Here is a 15,135-nt window from a genome sequence, read left to right as displayed (position 1 = left end):
ATCAGTTCCCTCTCCCGCTTGCGGGAGAGGGTTAGGGAGAGGGGCTCTTCAGCTCCCCCACTCAAGCTCAGGCCAAGCGTAGGGCGCATAACGCGCAGCGTTATCCGCCGTCCGCCCAGCCCAAACCTCAGCGCATGAACAACCCACCATTGATATCCCAGCAGGCGCCCGTCACCGACCCGGCATTCTCCGCACACAGCAACAGCACGCTGTCGGCGATGAAGGTCGGATCGCCCAGGCGGCCGGCGGGGATGGTCTTGAGGATCTGTTCCAGGCGCTCGGGCGCGACGCTTTCGTAGACCACCGGCAAATCCAGCGGCCCCGGCGAGATGGCGTTGACGGTCACGCCCTGCGCCGAAAGTTCGCGGGCGAACACCTTGGTCAGCGTTGCCACGCCGCCCTTGGCTGCGGCGTAATGGCCGCCGGTGGCGGTGCCGCCGTTCTGCCCGGCCAGCGAGGCAATGTTGACGATGCGGCCGAAACCGCGTGCCGCGAAGTGCGTGCCGAACACCTGGCAGGCGACGAAAGTGCCGCGCAGGTTCACCGCCATGGAGGCGTCGAAGTCCTCCGGGCTGATGTCCATCAGCGCGGCAACCTTGGACATCCCGGCGTTGTTCACCAGGATGTCGGTGCCGCCCCAGCGTTCGGCGAGCACATCGCGGGCACCTTCGAAGTCGGCCTTCTCCCGTGCATCCAGCTTCAAGCCGAGAGCTGTCTGGCCTTCCGGATCCAGCTCGTCGGCCAGGCGCTGCACAGCCTCCTCGTTGAGGTCGGCCAGCGCCACGCGCAGGCCGGCGGCGTGCAGGCGACGCGCGATGACTTCGCCGAGCCCGCGTGCGGCGCCGGTTACCAGGGCTACTCGTTGCATGGCGCGGCCCTCAGAGCAGGAAGCCGAGCGCGTTGAGCGCGTCTTCGGCGTTGATCAGGCGGATCACCTTGCGCTCCAGGCGGGCTTGCCCGTCGGTGAAGCGAATGCGGTGGTTCAGGTCGGCAATGAACGGCGTCGCCACGCCACGCTTGTAGGCGTAGAGCACCTGCGCCGAATTCACCTCGACCACATCGCCCGCCGCTTCCACCAGGGTGAAACGCGAGACGGTGCGCACGGTCTTCGCCGCGTCCACCGCCGACGGCGAATGGCCGCCGGTGAGGCGTTCGATGCGCAGGGCGCGCATGCGCGCGTCGTCGAAGACGTAGTTCAGGCTGGCGGCGAAGTCGTCGCCCTCGGCGTTGATCGGCACCACGTAGATGCCGTCCTCGCTCCACAGCTGCGACCACTGTGCGTAGTCCTTGCGGTCCAGCAGTTCGGCCTCGCGCCAGACGAATTCGATGGCCTTGGCCAGCGGGCCGGAGAAGCCGTTCAGGGTGTCGTTGCTCATTGGCTCATCATCCTTTTCCACATCTGGTACGCCTCGCGCATGCCGCCTTCGTCGGTGGCGTGGGAGACCTTGTCGCCGTTCTCGGCGACCACTTCGCGGTTCAGGCCGCGGTTGACCAGGATCGGCGCGTCGACGCCGGCGTAGGAGCCACGCTGCACGCGGTCCCAGGCCTCTGCATCATCCGGGCTGCCGAAGCCGAACGGACCCTGGAAGTGCTCGTGGATGCGCATGCGCTCGCGGTTGGCGATCTCCGGGCCGCCGTCCATACCGAGGGCGACGTGGCGAATCTCGGTCTCGGTGACGGAGATCGGCCGCAGCACGCGGAAGAACGACATGGACATGGCCACGTTGGGGAACAGGTTGAGGTTGAAGCCGGCGCCGTGCAGCGAGCGGACGATGCGGCGCACCTGGGCAGGCTCCATGGTTTTCGACAGTTCCGCGGTGACGTGGGCGAAGCGCTCCTGGAGCTGCTCGGTGCCGTCGTCGTGGTCGAGGTCGACGTGCTCGGGGACCATCACCATCACGCTGTGGCCGTTGCCCAGGGCGTGGGTCACCGCCTGCTCGTCGCTCATGAACGAGAGCATTTCCTCGGTCTCTTCATCCACCGAGGACATGAACGACTTGTGCACGATGGGGAAGTGGTAGCCGTCGGTGGTGTTCTCCAGCTGGATCTTCCAGTTACCGCGGAAGGTGAACTTGTGTTCGCCCTGGGTCTTGATCGGGTAGCCGGCGCCCTGCTTCATGAACAGGTCCATCCAGTGCTTCGCCCCGCCGAGGAAGTCCTCCAGCGGCTCGATCTCGTCGTTGTAGGTGGCGAACACCATGCCGGCGTAGCTTTCCACGCGCAGGCTGGTCAGCGGCAGCTCGGCCTTGTCGAGGATGTCCTCGTAGCCGTCCGGATACGGCAGCGCGCGCAGCTTGCCGTCCAGCGCGTAGGACCAGCTGTGGTACGGGCAGGTGAAGCCGGTGGCGTTGCCCTTGTGCTTCTCGCAGACGGTGGCGCCACGGTGGCGGCAGCGGTTTTCCAGGACGTTGATGTTGCCCTTCTTGTCGCGTACCACGATCACCGGGCGGCGGCCGACGCTGGTGGTCTTGAAGTCACCGGCGTTGCGCACTTCGCTTTCGTGGGCGACCCACACCCAGGTGCGGTAGAAGATCTTGTCCATTTCCGCTTCGAACAGTTGCGGGTCGTTGTACAGCGAGACATCGACGCGGTCGTCGCCGACCAGCTCTTCGACGCTGCGCGACCGGGCGATCAGCCGGTATTCGTGAGCGCTCATGCCCATCTCCTCATGCCGATTTCTTATGTTTTTGCGCAGGCCGCGTGGCAGCCAGGCTGTGTTCGAGTTGCGCACCGAAGGCGCAGACGCGTTCGTCGTCGCCCTTGCGGCCGACGATCTGCAGGCCGACTCTCAGCCCGCCGCAATCCAGGTCCACCGGCACGGTCAGCGCCGGGTGTCCGCTGAGGTTGAAAGGCCGCACCAGGGGCGTCATGCCGGCCACCGATTTACCGTTGCGCGCATCGCTGAGCAGCGGCGGCAGGTCGGGCATGGTCGGCAGCAAGAGCACTTCGAAGTCCTCCAGCGCGGCGTCGATGGCACGGGTGAAGTGCTCGCGCACTTTCTCCGCCTCGGCGCGCTCGGCGTCGGTGGTGCGGCTGGCCAGCAGCAGCCGCTGCTCGACATCGGCGCCGATCAGGCCCTTGCCAGTCAGCGCCGCGTAGGCGGCCCAGTTCTCGTGATTGATCACCACCAGACCGGCCTGGAAGGCCGCCTCGAACTCGCCGAGGAACAGGTGGCTGCGACGCCAGCCGGCGCGGTCGGCGGCAGCGCCCAGGCAGGCCTGGATGTGCGGCGCCGACGGCACTTCGAGGAAGGCCACGCGGGCGCCTTCGCCCGGCAACTGCACGTCGCCGAAACCGGGGCAGATCACCTGCATGGCGGCGATCAGGTCGGCCATGTTGGCGGCGAATGGGCCGACGCAATCCAGGCTGCTCTGCGCCGGATGGACGCCGTCGCGGCTGACGCGGCCGAAGGTCGGCTTCAGCCCGGCGATACCGCAGCAGGCCGCCGGTACACGGACCGACCCGCCGGTATCGGTACCCAAAGCGATATCCGCCAGGCCCGCCGCCACGGCGGACGCGGAGCCACTGGACGAGCCGCCGGGTACGCGGTCCGGCGCCATCGGGTTGACCGGCGTGCCGGTCCAGTCATTGATGCCGGTGACGCCGAAGGCCAGTTCGTGAAGATTGGTCTTGCCGACGATCTGCCAGCCGGCGTTCAGCACGGCGTCGACCACGAAGGCGTTGCATTCGGCCGGCGCGGCATCGGCCAGTGCGCGGGTGCCGCAACGGGTCGGGTAGCCGGCGATGTCGATGCTGTCCTTGACCGCGACGCGCTTGCCGTCGCCGCCGAGAATGAATTCGCTGACGAAAGTGCTCACGAACGGCCCTCCCCTGCACCACCCAGCGCGCGTTGCGACAGGCGCTGCGTGCGGAAATGGCTGATCTGCCAGCGCCCGTCGATCTCGCGGAAATCGATGTCCAGCCGCGTGCCGAACAGCTCGGTGTGGCCCTCGGCATAGGTCGAGAGCTGCTGCATGATCCATTGCCCGCGCGCGGTGCGGCCGTCGACGCGGATCGACTCGCTGGTGAGGAAATGCAGGTTCAGCGTGAAGTGCGGCGACGGCGGCAGGTAGCCGAAGACGAACGCGGCGATCGCCTCGCGGCCCTGGTGATGGCCGAAGGTCTGCGCGGTGGAAGTGCCGATGCCCTCCCACACCGCGTCCTCGCTGAACAGCTCGGCCAGCTCGCTCATCGCCACCGGCGCGTGCGGCACGTCGCAGAGGTCCATGTAGCGGGCCATCAACCGACGCACCTGGCTTTCCCCTTCGAGGACCTCCAGGCGGCGGTTCAGCTCGGCCATGCTCAGGCTGTTCATGGCTCAGGTCCGCGCGGCTTCGGGGATGGTCAGCGGGCGGCCGATGCGCGCCTCGACCTTGGCGTACTTCCACAGGCTGTACTCGCCCACCGGCGTGGTGCGGAACAGGTTGCAGGCATCGATCACGGTCTGGTGGCAATCCACATCGGCCATGATGTAGACGGTCCAGGGCGAGGTGGTGGACGGGCCGACCATCAGGCGGTCGTCGTCCAGCACGCCGAGCACGTTCATGCCCGGCAGCGCGCCGAGGTCGCTCATCATCTGCGAGAAGCCTTTCCACACGGTGATGCCTTCACCGGTGGGCAGGTCGAAGAACGGCTGAGCGATGCCGATGCAGAACAGTACGCGCAAGGGTTCGGTGGTTGGACGGGTCATGCTTCGAGTCCTTGTTCTTATGGGTTTGAATCAGATGTATCCGGGGAACGGCGGCACATCGAGCAGCACCGCACCGGCGCCGTCGTACATGCCATCGCTGAGGAAGGCGTGCTGGGTGACCACCATGGCGTCGCGCAGGTAGCGCTGCAGCGGGTGGTTCAGGTAGATCGCCGTGGTGCCGGCCAGGCTGTAGGCGCGGCGCACCACGTCAGCACCGGCGCGGGACACATGCACGGCGGCCAGGCGCAGCTGGCTGACCTGCTCGGGGCTGACGGCGTTGCCGGCGAGGATGGAATCCCAGACGGTCTCGGTGGCGTCATAGAAGAAGCCGCGCGCAGCCTGTAATTCGGCTTCGGCCTTGCCGATTTCGATGCGTACGTAGGCGCGGTCGCCAAGCTTGGGCGCGCCGGTCACGCCGCTGGAAGACGCCATGCGGGTGATCTCGTCCAGCGCTGCACGGGCCAGGCCGAGGTTGACCACGGCCAGCACCTGGGCGGCGTAGGCGATAGTCGGATAGCGGTACAGCGGTTCGTCGATGTTCGATTCGCCGCCGCGAATGAACGTCCAGTCGTCCGCAACGAAGGCGTTGTCCAGCTTCAGGTCGTGACTGCCGGTACCTTTGAGGCCGACCACGTTCCAGTTCTCGACGATCTCCACGTCCCTGGCACGCAGCAGCGCAGTGCGTGGCTTGCCACCCGGACCGCCGATGCCGATGCCGACGCCGAGCACGTCGGCGCCCTTGCAGCCGCTGGCGAATTTCCAGGTGCCGCTGACGCGCCAGCCGCCTTCCACCTGCGTGGCTGGCTGGATCGGGAACAGGCCGCCGGCGAACACCAGGTCCGGGCCGTCGGCATAGAGCTCGGCGAGGGTATGGCGCGGCAGCGCGGTGAGGTAGGTGCTGGCGCTGCCGAAGCTGGCCACCCAGCCGGCGGAGCCGTCGGCTTCGGCGATGCGTTCGACCAGGCGCAGGAACTGCGCCGGCGGCAGCGCGTCGCCGCCGAAGCAGCGCGGGGTCGCGGCGCGGTAGATGCCCACGTCGCGGAAGCGTTCGATCATGTCGCGGGGAACGTGGGAGCGGCTGTCGAACTCGTCGCGGCGTTGGCGCACTTCATCGAGTACGCGCTGGAATTCGAGGGCACGGCCGTCCGCATCGAGCGGTTCGGCGAGGGCGGCACGCAGCATGGCATTATCTCCGTTTGTTCTTATCGACCTGCTCCCGGTCTGCCTGCGCTTGCTCAGGCTGCGTTGGAGGCGCACTCGGAATGCTCATTTGCAAATGCAAACTGCGCTTCCTCGCGCGCCTCCGCCTTGCCTGAACTGCGCTCGGCGAGACCTGGAACAGGTCGTGTAGGCCATCGGCCCGTTCGATGCGGGCAGGTCGTCGTTGGGGCCAGTGTATGAACCGCCCTGCCCGGCCAACCATTGGTGCGTGCAGCCCCATGACTAAGGGAATCCCCTAGTCGGCGGCGAGTTACTCCGCAGTCCCATCGCGCTACGCTGCAAGGTATAAAGGCGCCACTGCCCACCGAGACCACTCCCCGATGTTCCAGCCCCGGCCCGACGACTTCCTCGCCCTGCTCCAGGCCATGCCGCTGTGCGTAATCCTTCACGATGCGCAGACCAAGGAAATCCTCTGGGCGAACAACGCCGCCCTGGCGGTGCTCGGTTTCACCCTGGAAGAGCTGGTGCCGCTCAAAGCCCCGGACATGACCGCCAAGGCCCCGCAGTACCGCCGCTCGGTGGGCCTGCGCTGGCTGGAAGGCGCGGCGCGTACCGGCCAGCGCACCATCGAGTGGTGCTACCGCTCCAAGCAGGGTGTGGAAATCCTTTCCGAAGCCGTCGCCACCCGCGTGCACCTGCAGGAGCGCGACGTGCTGATGGTGCAGTTCCGCGACATCTCCCGGGAGAAGCAGGTCGAGCGCGACCTGCAACGTTTCGAGAGCCGCCTGAAGGCCTTCATGCAGGACCTCGCCGAAGGCGTAGCGGTGCTGGATGCCGACGGCAACCTGCGTTTCCTCAGCGAATCCGCCCTGCCCCTGCTGGGCGGCAGCCAGGACGACTGGCTGGCGCACAACTTCCTCGGCCGCTGCGACAGCGCCACGCGCCCGCGCCTGGAACACCACCTGGCGATGCAGCCGCCCAGCCGCGAGCCGTACTCCGTCAGCTATCAGTTGCAACGTCTGGACGGCGAATGGCGCTGGCACCACGCGACCTGCCGCTACATCGAGATCGAGGACGACCTGGTCGGCCACCTGCTGCTGTTCCGCGACGTCACCGAGCAGGTCCGCGCCGCACAGGCGCAACGGCAGAGCGACCAGAAGCTGGAATACCTGGCGCGCTACAACGCCATGGGCGAGATGGCCCTGGCGATCGCCCACGAACTCAGCCAGCCGCTGGCAGCGACGCGCAACTTCATCGAAGGCGCGCTGATCCGCCTGGACCGCGAGCAGAAGGCCGAAGCCTCCGCCGCCTGGGGCCTGGACAGCGCCGTGCGACAGATCGAGCACGCCTCGCTGATCATCAAGAGCGTGCGCGAGTACGTGGTGAAACTGGAGCAGGCCGAACAGCGCATCGACCTCAACGAGCTATTGGGCGAGACGCTGTACTTCATCAGTCTGAAAGCCCAGCCAAGCAACGTGCGGGTGGAGCTGGAGCGCTGCGACGAACCGCTCTGGGTGAGTTGCGAGAAGGTGCTGGTCGGCCAGGTGATCCTCAACCTTGCCTTCAACGCCATCGAAGAGATGCTCAACCTCCCCGAGGAGCGCCGCCTGCTGCGCATCCGTACTTCGCGCGAGGGCGACAGCGCGCGGCTGTGCGTGCTGGACCAGGGGCCCGGCATCGATGCCGGGACCAAGGAGCGCCTGTTCGATGGCTTCTTCACCTCGAAGGTGAGCGGCAACGGCATCGGCCTGGCGCTGTGCCAGAGCATCGTCTCGCGGCATCGCGGGGATATCTGGGCGGAGAACGTCGAGCCGTGCGGGGCGATGTTCTGCTTTGGGTTGCCGTTGGCGGAGTGAGCGGCCGCCTGCCTTGCCGGCGGATCGCGGGCGTGGCCCGCTCCAACACGGGAAGATCGGATTTTGGCACTCGAAGACTTCCAGAGAAACGCCCACACACTCCGAGTGCCCCGTTCAACGAGGGCATTTTTCGCCCCAAGCGAAAAACCGGATGTCCGGGGCAAGCCTTTTGGTTACTTTTCGGCGTTTGGAAAAGTGACTCGCCCGAGGGGGCGAAACCCAATACATCCGAACACTCAAATGCGGCGCTAAACACCAGCACCGTAGGGCGTATAACCCGGAACGGGTTATGCGCCGATGGCCATGCGGCGGATAACGCTGGCGCGTTATGCGCCCTACCAAAAGAGTCATACCGGACCACACCAACGAAAACGGCGCCCGCAGGCGCCGTCATTGGCTCAGGGAAACCTCAGCCGTGGGCCTTCTTGATAATCGCCTCGGCGATGTTCGCCGGCGCTTCGGCGTACTTGGTGAACTCCATCGAATAGCTCGCCCGCCCCTGCGACATCGAGCGCACGTCGGTGGCATAGCCGAACATCTCGCCCAGTGGCACCTCGGCGCGGATGACCTTGCCCGCCGGTGTGTCTTCCATACCCTGGATCAGCCCGCGCCGGCGGTTGAGGTCGCCCATCACGTCGCCCATGTAGTCCTCCGGCGTCACCACCTCGACCTTCATCACCGGCTCCAGCAGCACCGCGCCGCCCTTCTGCGAGAGCTGCTTGGTGGCCATGGACGCGGCGATCTTGAACGCCATCTCGCTGGAGTCGACATCGTGGTAGGAGCCGTCGAACACCGAGGCCTTCAAGCCGATCAGCGGGTAGCCTGCGAGCACGCCGTTCTGCATCTGTTCCTCGATGCCCTTCTGGATCGCCGGGATGAATTCGCGCGGGATCACGCCGCCGACCACCTCATTGACGAACTCCAGCCCATCCTTGCCCTCGTCGCCCGGCTCGAAGCGAATCCAGCAGTGACCGAACTGGCCACGGCCGCCGGACTGGCGGACGAACTTGCCCTCGATCTCGCACTTCTTGCGGATCGCCTCGCGGTAGGCCACTTGCGGCTTGCCGATGTTGGCCTCGACGTTGAACTCGCGGCGCATGCGGTCGACGATGATGTCCAGGTGCAGCTCGCCCATGCCGGAGATGATGGTCTGCCCGGTTTCCTCGTCGGTCTTGACGCGGAACGAGGGGTCTTCCTGGGCCAGCTTGGACAGGGCGATGCCCATCTTCTCCTGGTCGGCCTTGGTCTTGGGCTCCACGGCCACGGAGATCACCGGGTCAGGGAAGTCCATGCGTTCGAGGATGATTGGCTTGTCGATGGAGCACAGGGTGTCGCCCGTGGTGACGTCCTTCATGCCGATCAACGCGGCGATGTCGCCGGCGCGCACTTCCTTGATTTCCTCGCGCTGGTTGGCGTGCATCTGCACCATCCGGCCGACGCGTTCCTTCTTGGTCTTCACCGAGTTGAGCACCGCGTCGCCGCTGCTCAGCACGCCGGAATAGACGCGGGCGAAGGTCAGCGTACCGACGAAGGGGTCGGTGGCGATCTTGAAGGCCAGCGCGGAGAACGGCTCGCTGTCGTCGGCGTGACGCTCCAGGTGCTTCTCTTCGTCGTCCGGATCGGTGCCATTGATCGCCGGGATTTCCGTGGGCGCCGGCAGGTAGTCGATCACCGCGTCGAGCACCAGCGGGACGCCCTTGTTCTTGAACGAGGAGCCCAGCACCGCCGGAACGATCTCGTTGGCCAGGGTGCGCTGGCGCAAGCCGGCCTTGATTTCCTCGACGGTCAGTTCCTGGCCTTCGAGGTACTTGTTCATCAGATCGTCGTTGGCTTCGGCGGCAGCCTCGACCATGTGCGCGCGCCACTCGTCCGCCAGCGCCTGCAACTCCGCCGGGATCGGCTCCTCGGTGTAGCTGGTGCCCTGGTCGGCGTCGTTCCAGACAATGGCCTTCATCTTCACCAGGTCGATCTGCCCGGAGAAGGTTTCTTCCGAGCCGATGGCCAACTGGATCGGCACCGGGGTGTGGCCCAGGCGCTGCTTGATCTGTGCCACCACCCGGAGGAAGTCGGCGCCCTGACGGTCCATCTTGTTCACGTAGGCCAGGCGCGGCACGTGGTACTTGTTGGCCTGGCGCCAGACGGTCTCGGACTGCGGCTCGACGCCATCGGCGCCGCTGAACACCACCACCGCGCCATCGAGCACGCGCAGGGAGCGCTCCACCTCGATGGTGAAGTCGACGTGCCCGGGGGTATCGATGATGTTGAAGCGGTACTTGTTGGGGTACTGCTTGGAGGAGCCCTGCCAGAACGCCGTGGTGGCCGCCGAGGTGATGGTGATGCCACGCTCCTGTTCCTGCACCATCCAGTCCATGGTCGCCGCGCCGTCGTGCACCTCGCCCATCTTGTGGTTCACACCGGTATAGAAAAGGATGCGCTCGGTCGTGGTGGTCTTGCCGGCGTCGACGTGGGCGACGATGCCGATATTGCGGTAAAGCTCGATGGGCGTATTGCGAGCCATGGTGTGCTCCGTTTCTGCTGGTTGACTGCCGGGCTTGCTGCTGCGGGTCCGTTGCCTGCGCGGGACGGCGGGAGGGAGTGCGGCATCAGAATTTTCTGAGCGCAACAGGCTCAAGGTAGCGCGTCTTCGTGGCAATTCCAGTGCCGGAGCGTCGCGGATGTCGCAGTCCGACCGGCTGCGTCGCTCCGGCATTTCACCGCATGGCGGGAAACCCATGAAATGATTGTAGTTCTCAGGTGATAACCCGAAGCAGCCAATGCGTTCGTCGTCGCCCTCTCCCGCCCCCTGATACGCCCTTCGCGACAGGGATGTCGCCCCGATGGAAGCCCCACGCCCGAGACAAGGGCGCCAAGGCCTGGCCAACGGGCCGAATCACCGCCCGGCGCTATCGCCACTGGATTGGAACGCCCATCCGGGTCCATGCTAGGCGCTCGCCCATTTGCCGGAGTTCGCCCCCATGAGCGACGCCATCACCATTGATTTCGTCTCCGATATCGTCTGCCCCTGGTGCGCCATCGGCCTCAATGGCCTGCTGGAGGCCATGCGCCGGGTGGATGGCGAACTGACCGTGGAATTGCACATCAAGCCCTTTGAACTCAACGCCGACATGCCTGCCGAGGGTGAAGACCTGGTGGAGCACCTGCAGCGCAAGTACGGCAGCAGCGCCGAGGAAATCGCCCGCAACCAGGAGCATTTGCGTTCCATGGGCGAGGAAGTCGGCATGCACTTCGATCTGAAGAAGCGCAACCGCATCTACAATACCTTCGACGCCCACCGCCTGTTGCATTGGGCCGCCGAGTCGCATCGCGACGTGGCGTTGAAACAGGCCTTGCTGCATGCCTACTTCGGCGAAGGCCGCGACCCGAGCGACCCGGAAGTGCTGCTGGAAGTGGCTGTCAGCGTCGGGCTGGACGCCGTGCGCGCCCGGGAAATCCTCGATAGCGACGCCTATGGCGACGAGGTGGTGGCCGAAGAAGATTTCTACACCAGTCGAGGCATTCGCGCCGTGCCAGCGGTGATCCTCAATGGCCGCCAGCTGATATCCGGGGCGCAGAGTACCGACTACTACGAGCAGGTACTGCGCCAGGTCGCGCGGCAGGCGCCACTACCGGAGTGACTACCTTTGCAGGAACGTAGGAGGGATAACGCTGGCGGGTGATGCGCCGCGTACGGACGTTCGTCTCCTGCGGGAAGATTTGTACTCCGGGCCAGCCACTTACCCACCCTCTCTCTGAGGGGAGAGTGGTCCCACTGCCAATGCTCAAACGACCAAAGAAAAACGGCGCCCGAAGGCGCCGTCTTTCATGCTGCATCAACCAATCAGAGCGCCGACCAGCCGTCCATCTGACCGCCCAGGTCAGCGGAGTGCTCGGACAGCAGCGCCGCGTAGCCGCTGATGTGCTCGTGGGAGAGCTCCATCACCGGGTAGGCCAGTACCTGCCAGGGCAGCTTGTCGTTGCCGTCGTACTCGGAGTACGCCACCTTCTGCCCGTTCTGCAGCAGCATGATGGCGAAGTCCAGGGCGGACTGCTCGTCCGGGAAGATCACCGCGAACTCCACCTCATGCTCGAGGGAGAGGTCTTCGCCGTCTTCCTGCAGGGCCCACAGGGCATCGCCGATTTCGTCTTCCGGGAAAAGCTGCTTGTCGCGGCTCATGTCACTGCTCCAATTCGATTTACAAAATGCCCGGTGTGGGCACGCCCGCGCAGGATACCCGTCCTGCATGACAGATGCCGGAAAATCTCGCCGGCACCATCGCCTTTGGTGATGTTCACCATCACGGTGTTTCACTTCCGCCCTTGCCCGCTCGGCGCGACGATGCCTCCATCGGGCCTGCGCCCTCCCACATCGAGCCTGCGACCATGCACAGCACCGAGGCGGCGTACCGCATCACCTACATCACTCTGGACGAGCTGCAGCTGCACTTCGAGACCCAGATCGCTGTGCTCGACGAGGAAGGCGGCCTGGCGCTGCACAACGCCGCCACCCTGCCCGAAGAACGCCGGGTGCTGCGCGAACTGATCTGCGAAGGGCACGAACAGCAGGCCCTGGTCGCCTGATCTCGGGAAAGTCTAGACCCTGCCAAGCAAATGCCCCGCTCGTGCGGGGCATTTGTGTTACCAATCAGGCATCACGCCTGTAGCTGATTGCCAATCGGCAGGTTGCGGATGCGCTTGCCGGTCGCCGCGAACAGCGCATTGGCCAATGCAGGCGCCAGCGGCGGAACCCCCGGTTCACCCACGCCGGTGGGCGGCTCGGCGGATGGCACGATATGCACCTCCACCACCGGCATCTCGTTGATCCGCAATACCTGGAAGTCGTGGAAGTTGGACTGGTCGACCTTGCCGTCGGTCAGGGTGATGGCGCTGTGCAACGCCGCCGACAGAGCGAAGCCGATGCCACCCTCCATCTGCGCCTTGATCACGTCCGGGTTGATCGCCAGGCCACAGTCCACTGCGCAGACCACGCGGTCCACCTTGAAGCTCTTGTCCGCCTTGTAGGTCACCTCCACCACCTGGGCGACGAAGCTGCCGAATGACTCGTGCACGGCGATGCCGCGGCCCCGCTGCTCGCCGTCCTTGCCTTTGTCCAGCGGCGCCAGCCAATTGGCCCGCTGCGCCACCAGCTCCAGCGCGCCGCGATGCCGCGGGTGTTTCTCCAGCAGCTTGCGACGGAACTCGTAGGGGTCCTGCTTGGCGGCGATGGCCGCTTCGTCGATCAGCGTTTCGGTGGAGAACGCCGTGTGGGTGTGGCCCACCGAGCGCCACCATTGGGTCGGCACCGTCACGTTATCCGCCAGCGCCTGCTCGACACGCAGGTTGGGCACGGCGTAGGGCAGATCGGCGGCGCCTTCCACGGCGATCTTGTCGACGCCATCCTTGACCATGAACTTCTCGAACGGCGTGCCGACGATGAAGGATTGCCCCACCAACCGCTGCTCCCAGCCCACCAGATTGCCCTGGGCGTCCACCGCCAGTCGCGCGCGGTGCAGGAAGGCCGGACGGTAATAGCCGCCACGGGTGTCGTCTTCGCGGGTCCAGACCATCTTGATCGGCACCTTCACACCCTGGTCGCGAGCCGCCTTGGCGATGGCTGCCGCTTCCAGCACATAGTCCGAGTGCGGGTTGGCGCGGCGGCCGAAGCTGCCGCCGGCGTACAGCTGCGTGATGTTCACCTGCTCGGGCTCCATGCCCAGTAACTGCGCCACCGACATCTGGTCGCCGGTCTGCCACTGCTCGCCGTTCCAGATCTGACAGCCGTCTTCCTTGAGGAAGACCACGCAGTTCAGCGGCTCCATGGCGGCGTGGGCAAGATAGGGGAACTGATACTCGGCCTCGATCAGGTGCGCCGGTTTCTCCAGCGCCTTGGCGACATCCCCGTCATTGCGCGCCACCAGGCCCGGCTTGCTGGCCATGTCGCGATACTGGGCGAAGATTTCCTTGCTGCCCATCTTGAAGGCCTTGCTCTCATCCCACTCGACCTGCAACGCATCGCGGCCCTGACGCGCAGCCCAGGTGTTCTTCGCCAGCACGGCAACGCCAGCGAAACGGCGTTCGCTCCCCGGAAACTGGACCACATCGACCACGCCTGGCACCGCCTTGGCCTTGCTGGCATCAACCTTGGCCGGCACCGCGCCGAAACGCGGCGGGTGGGCGACCACGGCAACCAGCATGTCCGGCAGGTGCACATCCTGGGTGAACTGGGCGGTGCCGTCGGTCTTGGACGGGCTGTCCTTGCGTGGCAGTTGCACCTGACCGATCAGCTTGAAGTCCTTCGGGTCCTTGAGCTTAACGTCTGTCGGCACGGGCTGTTTCGCCGCCGCCTCGGCCAACTCGCCGAAGCTGGCCTTGTGTCCGGAAGCAGCGTGGCTGACGACGCCGTCGTGCACCTCGATCTCGGCCGCCGGCACCTTCCACTGCTCCGCCGCCGCGCCCACCAGCATGGCGCGGGCGCTGGCGCCGGCCTTGCGCATCTGCTCGAAGGAGTTGGCCATGGCGTTGCTGCCACCAGTGCCCTGCAGATTGCCGAAAGCCAGGTTGGCGTAGCGTTTGGCATCGGCCGGAGCGCCTTCGACCTGCACGCGATTCCAGTCGGCATCCAGCTCCTCGGCCACCAGGGTGGCGAGACCGGTGTAGCTGCCCTGGCCCATTTCGACATGCTTGGCGATCACGGTGACGGTGCCGTCAGGGGCGATACGGACAAAAGCGTTGGGTTCGAAGTCGCTGGCCGCCTGGGCGTCGCCCAATTTTCCCAGCAACGGTGCGAAGTAGATGCCCAGCGCAAGGCCGCCGGCGCCGCGCAGGAAGCTGCGGCGGCTGACGTTGAGGATGCTGCCGGCCTCGGCCGGCTGCTGGTCGATACGGGGTTCGAGCATGGTGTCGGTCCTCAGGCCAGGGTCTGGGCGGCGTCGTGGATGGCCGCACGGATCCGCGCATAGGTGGCGCAGCGGCAGATGTTGCCGCTCATCGCGGCATCGATGTCCGCATCGCTGGGCGCCTTGTTGGAGGCCAGCAGCGCGGTGGCCGACATGATCTGCCCGGACTGGCAGTAGCCGCATTGCACCACATCGAGCTTGCGCCAGGCTTCCTGCACCGCCTTGCCGGCGGGCTGTTCGGCCACCGCCTCGATGGTGGTGATCTTCTTGCCGGCCACCGCCGCCAGCGGAGTAACGCAGGAACGCGTCGGCTGGCCGTCGACGTGCACGGTGCAGGCACCGCACAGCGCCATGCCGCAGCCGTATTTGGTGCCGGTCATGCCGGCGACATCGCGCAAGGCCCAGAGCAGCGGCATCTCGCCGGGAGCGTCGAGTTCGTGGTCCTTGCCGTTCAGGTTCACGGTAATCATCAGGGTGTTCACCTCTTCTGCGGGTGATGGAATGGGGCGAAGCACAGCCGCTTCGTCACGCAATG

The 15,135-nt window shown here is 65.8% G+C and carries 14 protein-coding genes; 3 read left to right on the top strand and 11 right to left on the bottom strand.

Going from position 1 to position 15,135, the window contains the following annotated elements; genetic code table 11:
- Positions 1-127: 127 nt before the first annotated feature.
- From PNI01S_RS06970 to PNI01S_RS06940, 7 genes are read right to left on the bottom strand one after another with little or no spacing between them, the layout of a single operon-like run.
- Entirely contained in the window at positions 128-868 is a 741-nt protein-coding gene (locus PNI01S_RS06970; protein ID WP_084357679.1) for an SDR family NAD(P)-dependent oxidoreductase, read from the bottom strand.
- 10 nt (positions 869-878) lie between these two features.
- Positions 879-1,376, bottom strand: a complete 498-nt coding sequence (locus tag PNI01S_RS06965; protein ID WP_084357678.1) for an aromatic-ring-hydroxylating dioxygenase subunit beta — start codon at positions 1,374-1,376, stop codon at positions 879-881.
- Complete coding sequence (locus tag PNI01S_RS06960; RefSeq protein ID WP_024762262.1) at positions 1,373-2,656, bottom strand: aromatic ring-hydroxylating oxygenase subunit alpha; 1,284 nt, start codon at positions 2,654-2,656, stop codon at positions 1,373-1,375. Before PNI01S_RS06960 ends, PNI01S_RS06965 begins: the two co-directional genes overlap by 4 nt.
- A gap of 10 nt (positions 2,657-2,666) precedes the next feature.
- Positions 2,667-3,818, bottom strand: coding sequence for an amidase (locus tag PNI01S_RS06955; RefSeq protein WP_084357677.1), 1,152 nt, complete (start codon positions 3,816-3,818; stop codon positions 2,667-2,669).
- Complete coding sequence (locus tag PNI01S_RS06950; RefSeq protein ID WP_376784775.1) at positions 3,815-4,315, bottom strand: nuclear transport factor 2 family protein; 501 nt, start codon at positions 4,313-4,315, stop codon at positions 3,815-3,817. Before PNI01S_RS06950 ends, PNI01S_RS06955 begins: the two co-directional genes overlap by 4 nt.
- A 3-nt stretch (positions 4,316-4,318) precedes the next feature.
- Positions 4,319-4,690 carry a hypothetical protein gene (locus tag PNI01S_RS06945; protein ID WP_017516776.1) on the bottom strand — a complete coding sequence of 124 codons (372 nt, stop codon included), beginning with the start codon at positions 4,688-4,690 and terminating at the stop codon, positions 4,319-4,321.
- Positions 4,691-4,720: 30 nt separating this feature from the next.
- Positions 4,721-5,872: an acyl-CoA dehydrogenase family protein gene (locus PNI01S_RS06940; RefSeq protein ID WP_065083868.1), complete on the bottom strand. Its 1,152-nt coding sequence runs from the start codon at positions 5,870-5,872 to the stop codon at positions 4,721-4,723.
- 359 nt (positions 5,873-6,231) lie between these two features.
- Between PNI01S_RS06940 and PNI01S_RS06935 the strand changes: the two genes are divergently transcribed.
- Positions 6,232-7,707 (top strand): ATP-binding protein, encoded by a 1,476-nt coding sequence (locus tag PNI01S_RS06935; protein ID WP_084357676.1) that lies wholly within the window; start codon positions 6,232-6,234, stop codon positions 7,705-7,707.
- A gap of 409 nt (positions 7,708-8,116) precedes the next feature.
- Here the strand turns inward: PNI01S_RS06935 and fusA are convergent, their stop codons facing one another.
- A complete protein-coding gene (gene fusA, locus PNI01S_RS06930) occupies positions 8,117-10,225 on the bottom strand; it encodes an elongation factor G (RefSeq protein ID WP_084357675.1) in 2,109 nt (702 codons plus the stop codon).
- A gap of 457 nt (positions 10,226-10,682) precedes the next feature.
- Here fusA and PNI01S_RS06925 point away from each other — a divergent pair, with 457 nt between their 5' ends.
- A complete protein-coding gene (locus tag PNI01S_RS06925) occupies positions 10,683-11,342 on the top strand; it encodes a DsbA family oxidoreductase (RefSeq protein ID WP_084357674.1) in 660 nt (219 codons plus the stop codon).
- Between the two features lie 203 nt (positions 11,343-11,545).
- On the opposite strand, the gene PNI01S_RS06920 is transcribed toward PNI01S_RS06925, so the two are convergent.
- The gene (locus tag PNI01S_RS06920; protein ID WP_024762270.1) at positions 11,546-11,881 is read right to left on the bottom strand and encodes a ribonuclease E inhibitor RraB; all 336 of its coding nucleotides are present in this window, start codon (positions 11,879-11,881) and stop codon (positions 11,546-11,548) included.
- A 206-nt stretch (positions 11,882-12,087) separates the two neighbouring features.
- On the opposite strand from PNI01S_RS06920, the gene ptrC reads away from it, so the two are divergent.
- Positions 12,088-12,285: a type III secretion system co-regulatory protein PtrC gene (ptrC, locus tag PNI01S_RS06915; RefSeq protein WP_024762271.1), complete on the top strand. Its 198-nt coding sequence runs from the start codon at positions 12,088-12,090 to the stop codon at positions 12,283-12,285.
- Positions 12,286-12,356: 71 nt separating this feature from the next.
- Here ptrC and PNI01S_RS06910 read toward each other — a convergent pair whose 3' ends face one another.
- Positions 12,357-14,600: a xanthine dehydrogenase family protein molybdopterin-binding subunit gene (locus tag PNI01S_RS06910; protein ID WP_084357673.1), complete on the bottom strand. Its 2,244-nt coding sequence runs from the start codon at positions 14,598-14,600 to the stop codon at positions 12,357-12,359.
- 11 nt (positions 14,601-14,611) lie between these two features.
- Positions 14,612-15,070: a (2Fe-2S)-binding protein gene (locus PNI01S_RS06905; protein WP_037009221.1), complete on the bottom strand. Its 459-nt coding sequence runs from the start codon at positions 15,068-15,070 to the stop codon at positions 14,612-14,614.
- Between the last annotated feature and the right edge of the window lie 65 nt (positions 15,071-15,135).

The organism is Pseudomonas nitroreducens NBRC 12694 (genome assembly GCF_002091755.1).
Taxonomy (GTDB): domain Bacteria; phylum Pseudomonadota; class Gammaproteobacteria; order Pseudomonadales; family Pseudomonadaceae; genus Pseudomonas; species Pseudomonas nitroreducens.
This window is presented reverse-complemented; position numbering and strand designations above follow the sequence as displayed.

Excerpts from the sequence above, each read along its gene's own strand:
- PNI01S_RS06970 (WP_084357679.1), bottom strand. The coding sequence starts at position 868 with ATGCAACGAGTAGCCCTGGTAACCGGCGCCGCACGCGGGCTCGGCGAA.
- PNI01S_RS06965 (WP_084357678.1), bottom strand. The coding sequence starts at position 1,376 with ATGAGCAACGACACCCTGAACGGCTTCTCCGGCCCGCTGGCCAAGGCC.
- PNI01S_RS06960 (WP_024762262.1), bottom strand. The coding sequence starts at position 2,656 with ATGAGCGCTCACGAATACCGGCTGATCGCCCGGTCGCGCAGCGTCGAA.
- PNI01S_RS06950 (WP_376784775.1), bottom strand. The coding sequence starts at position 4,315 with ATGAACAGCCTGAGCATGGCCGAGCTGAACCGCCGCCTGGAGGTCCTC.
- PNI01S_RS06945 (WP_017516776.1), bottom strand. The coding sequence starts at position 4,690 with ATGACCCGTCCAACCACCGAACCCTTGCGCGTACTGTTCTGCATCGGC.
- PNI01S_RS06940 (WP_065083868.1), bottom strand. The coding sequence starts at position 5,872 with ATGCTGCGTGCCGCCCTCGCCGAACCGCTCGATGCGGACGGCCGTGCC.
- PNI01S_RS06935 (WP_084357676.1), top strand. The coding sequence starts at position 6,232 with ATGTTCCAGCCCCGGCCCGACGACTTCCTCGCCCTGCTCCAGGCCATG.
- fusA (WP_084357675.1), bottom strand. The coding sequence starts at position 10,225 with ATGGCTCGCAATACGCCCATCGAGCTTTACCGCAATATCGGCATCGTC.
- PNI01S_RS06925 (WP_084357674.1), top strand. The coding sequence starts at position 10,683 with ATGAGCGACGCCATCACCATTGATTTCGTCTCCGATATCGTCTGCCCC.
- PNI01S_RS06920 (WP_024762270.1), bottom strand. The coding sequence starts at position 11,881 with ATGAGCCGCGACAAGCAGCTTTTCCCGGAAGACGAAATCGGCGATGCC.
- ptrC (WP_024762271.1), top strand. The coding sequence starts at position 12,088 with ATGCACAGCACCGAGGCGGCGTACCGCATCACCTACATCACTCTGGAC.
- PNI01S_RS06910 (WP_084357673.1), bottom strand. The coding sequence starts at position 14,600 with ATGCTCGAACCCCGTATCGACCAGCAGCCGGCCGAGGCCGGCAGCATC.
- PNI01S_RS06905 (WP_037009221.1), bottom strand. The coding sequence starts at position 15,070 with ATGATTACCGTGAACCTGAACGGCAAGGACCACGAACTCGACGCTCCC.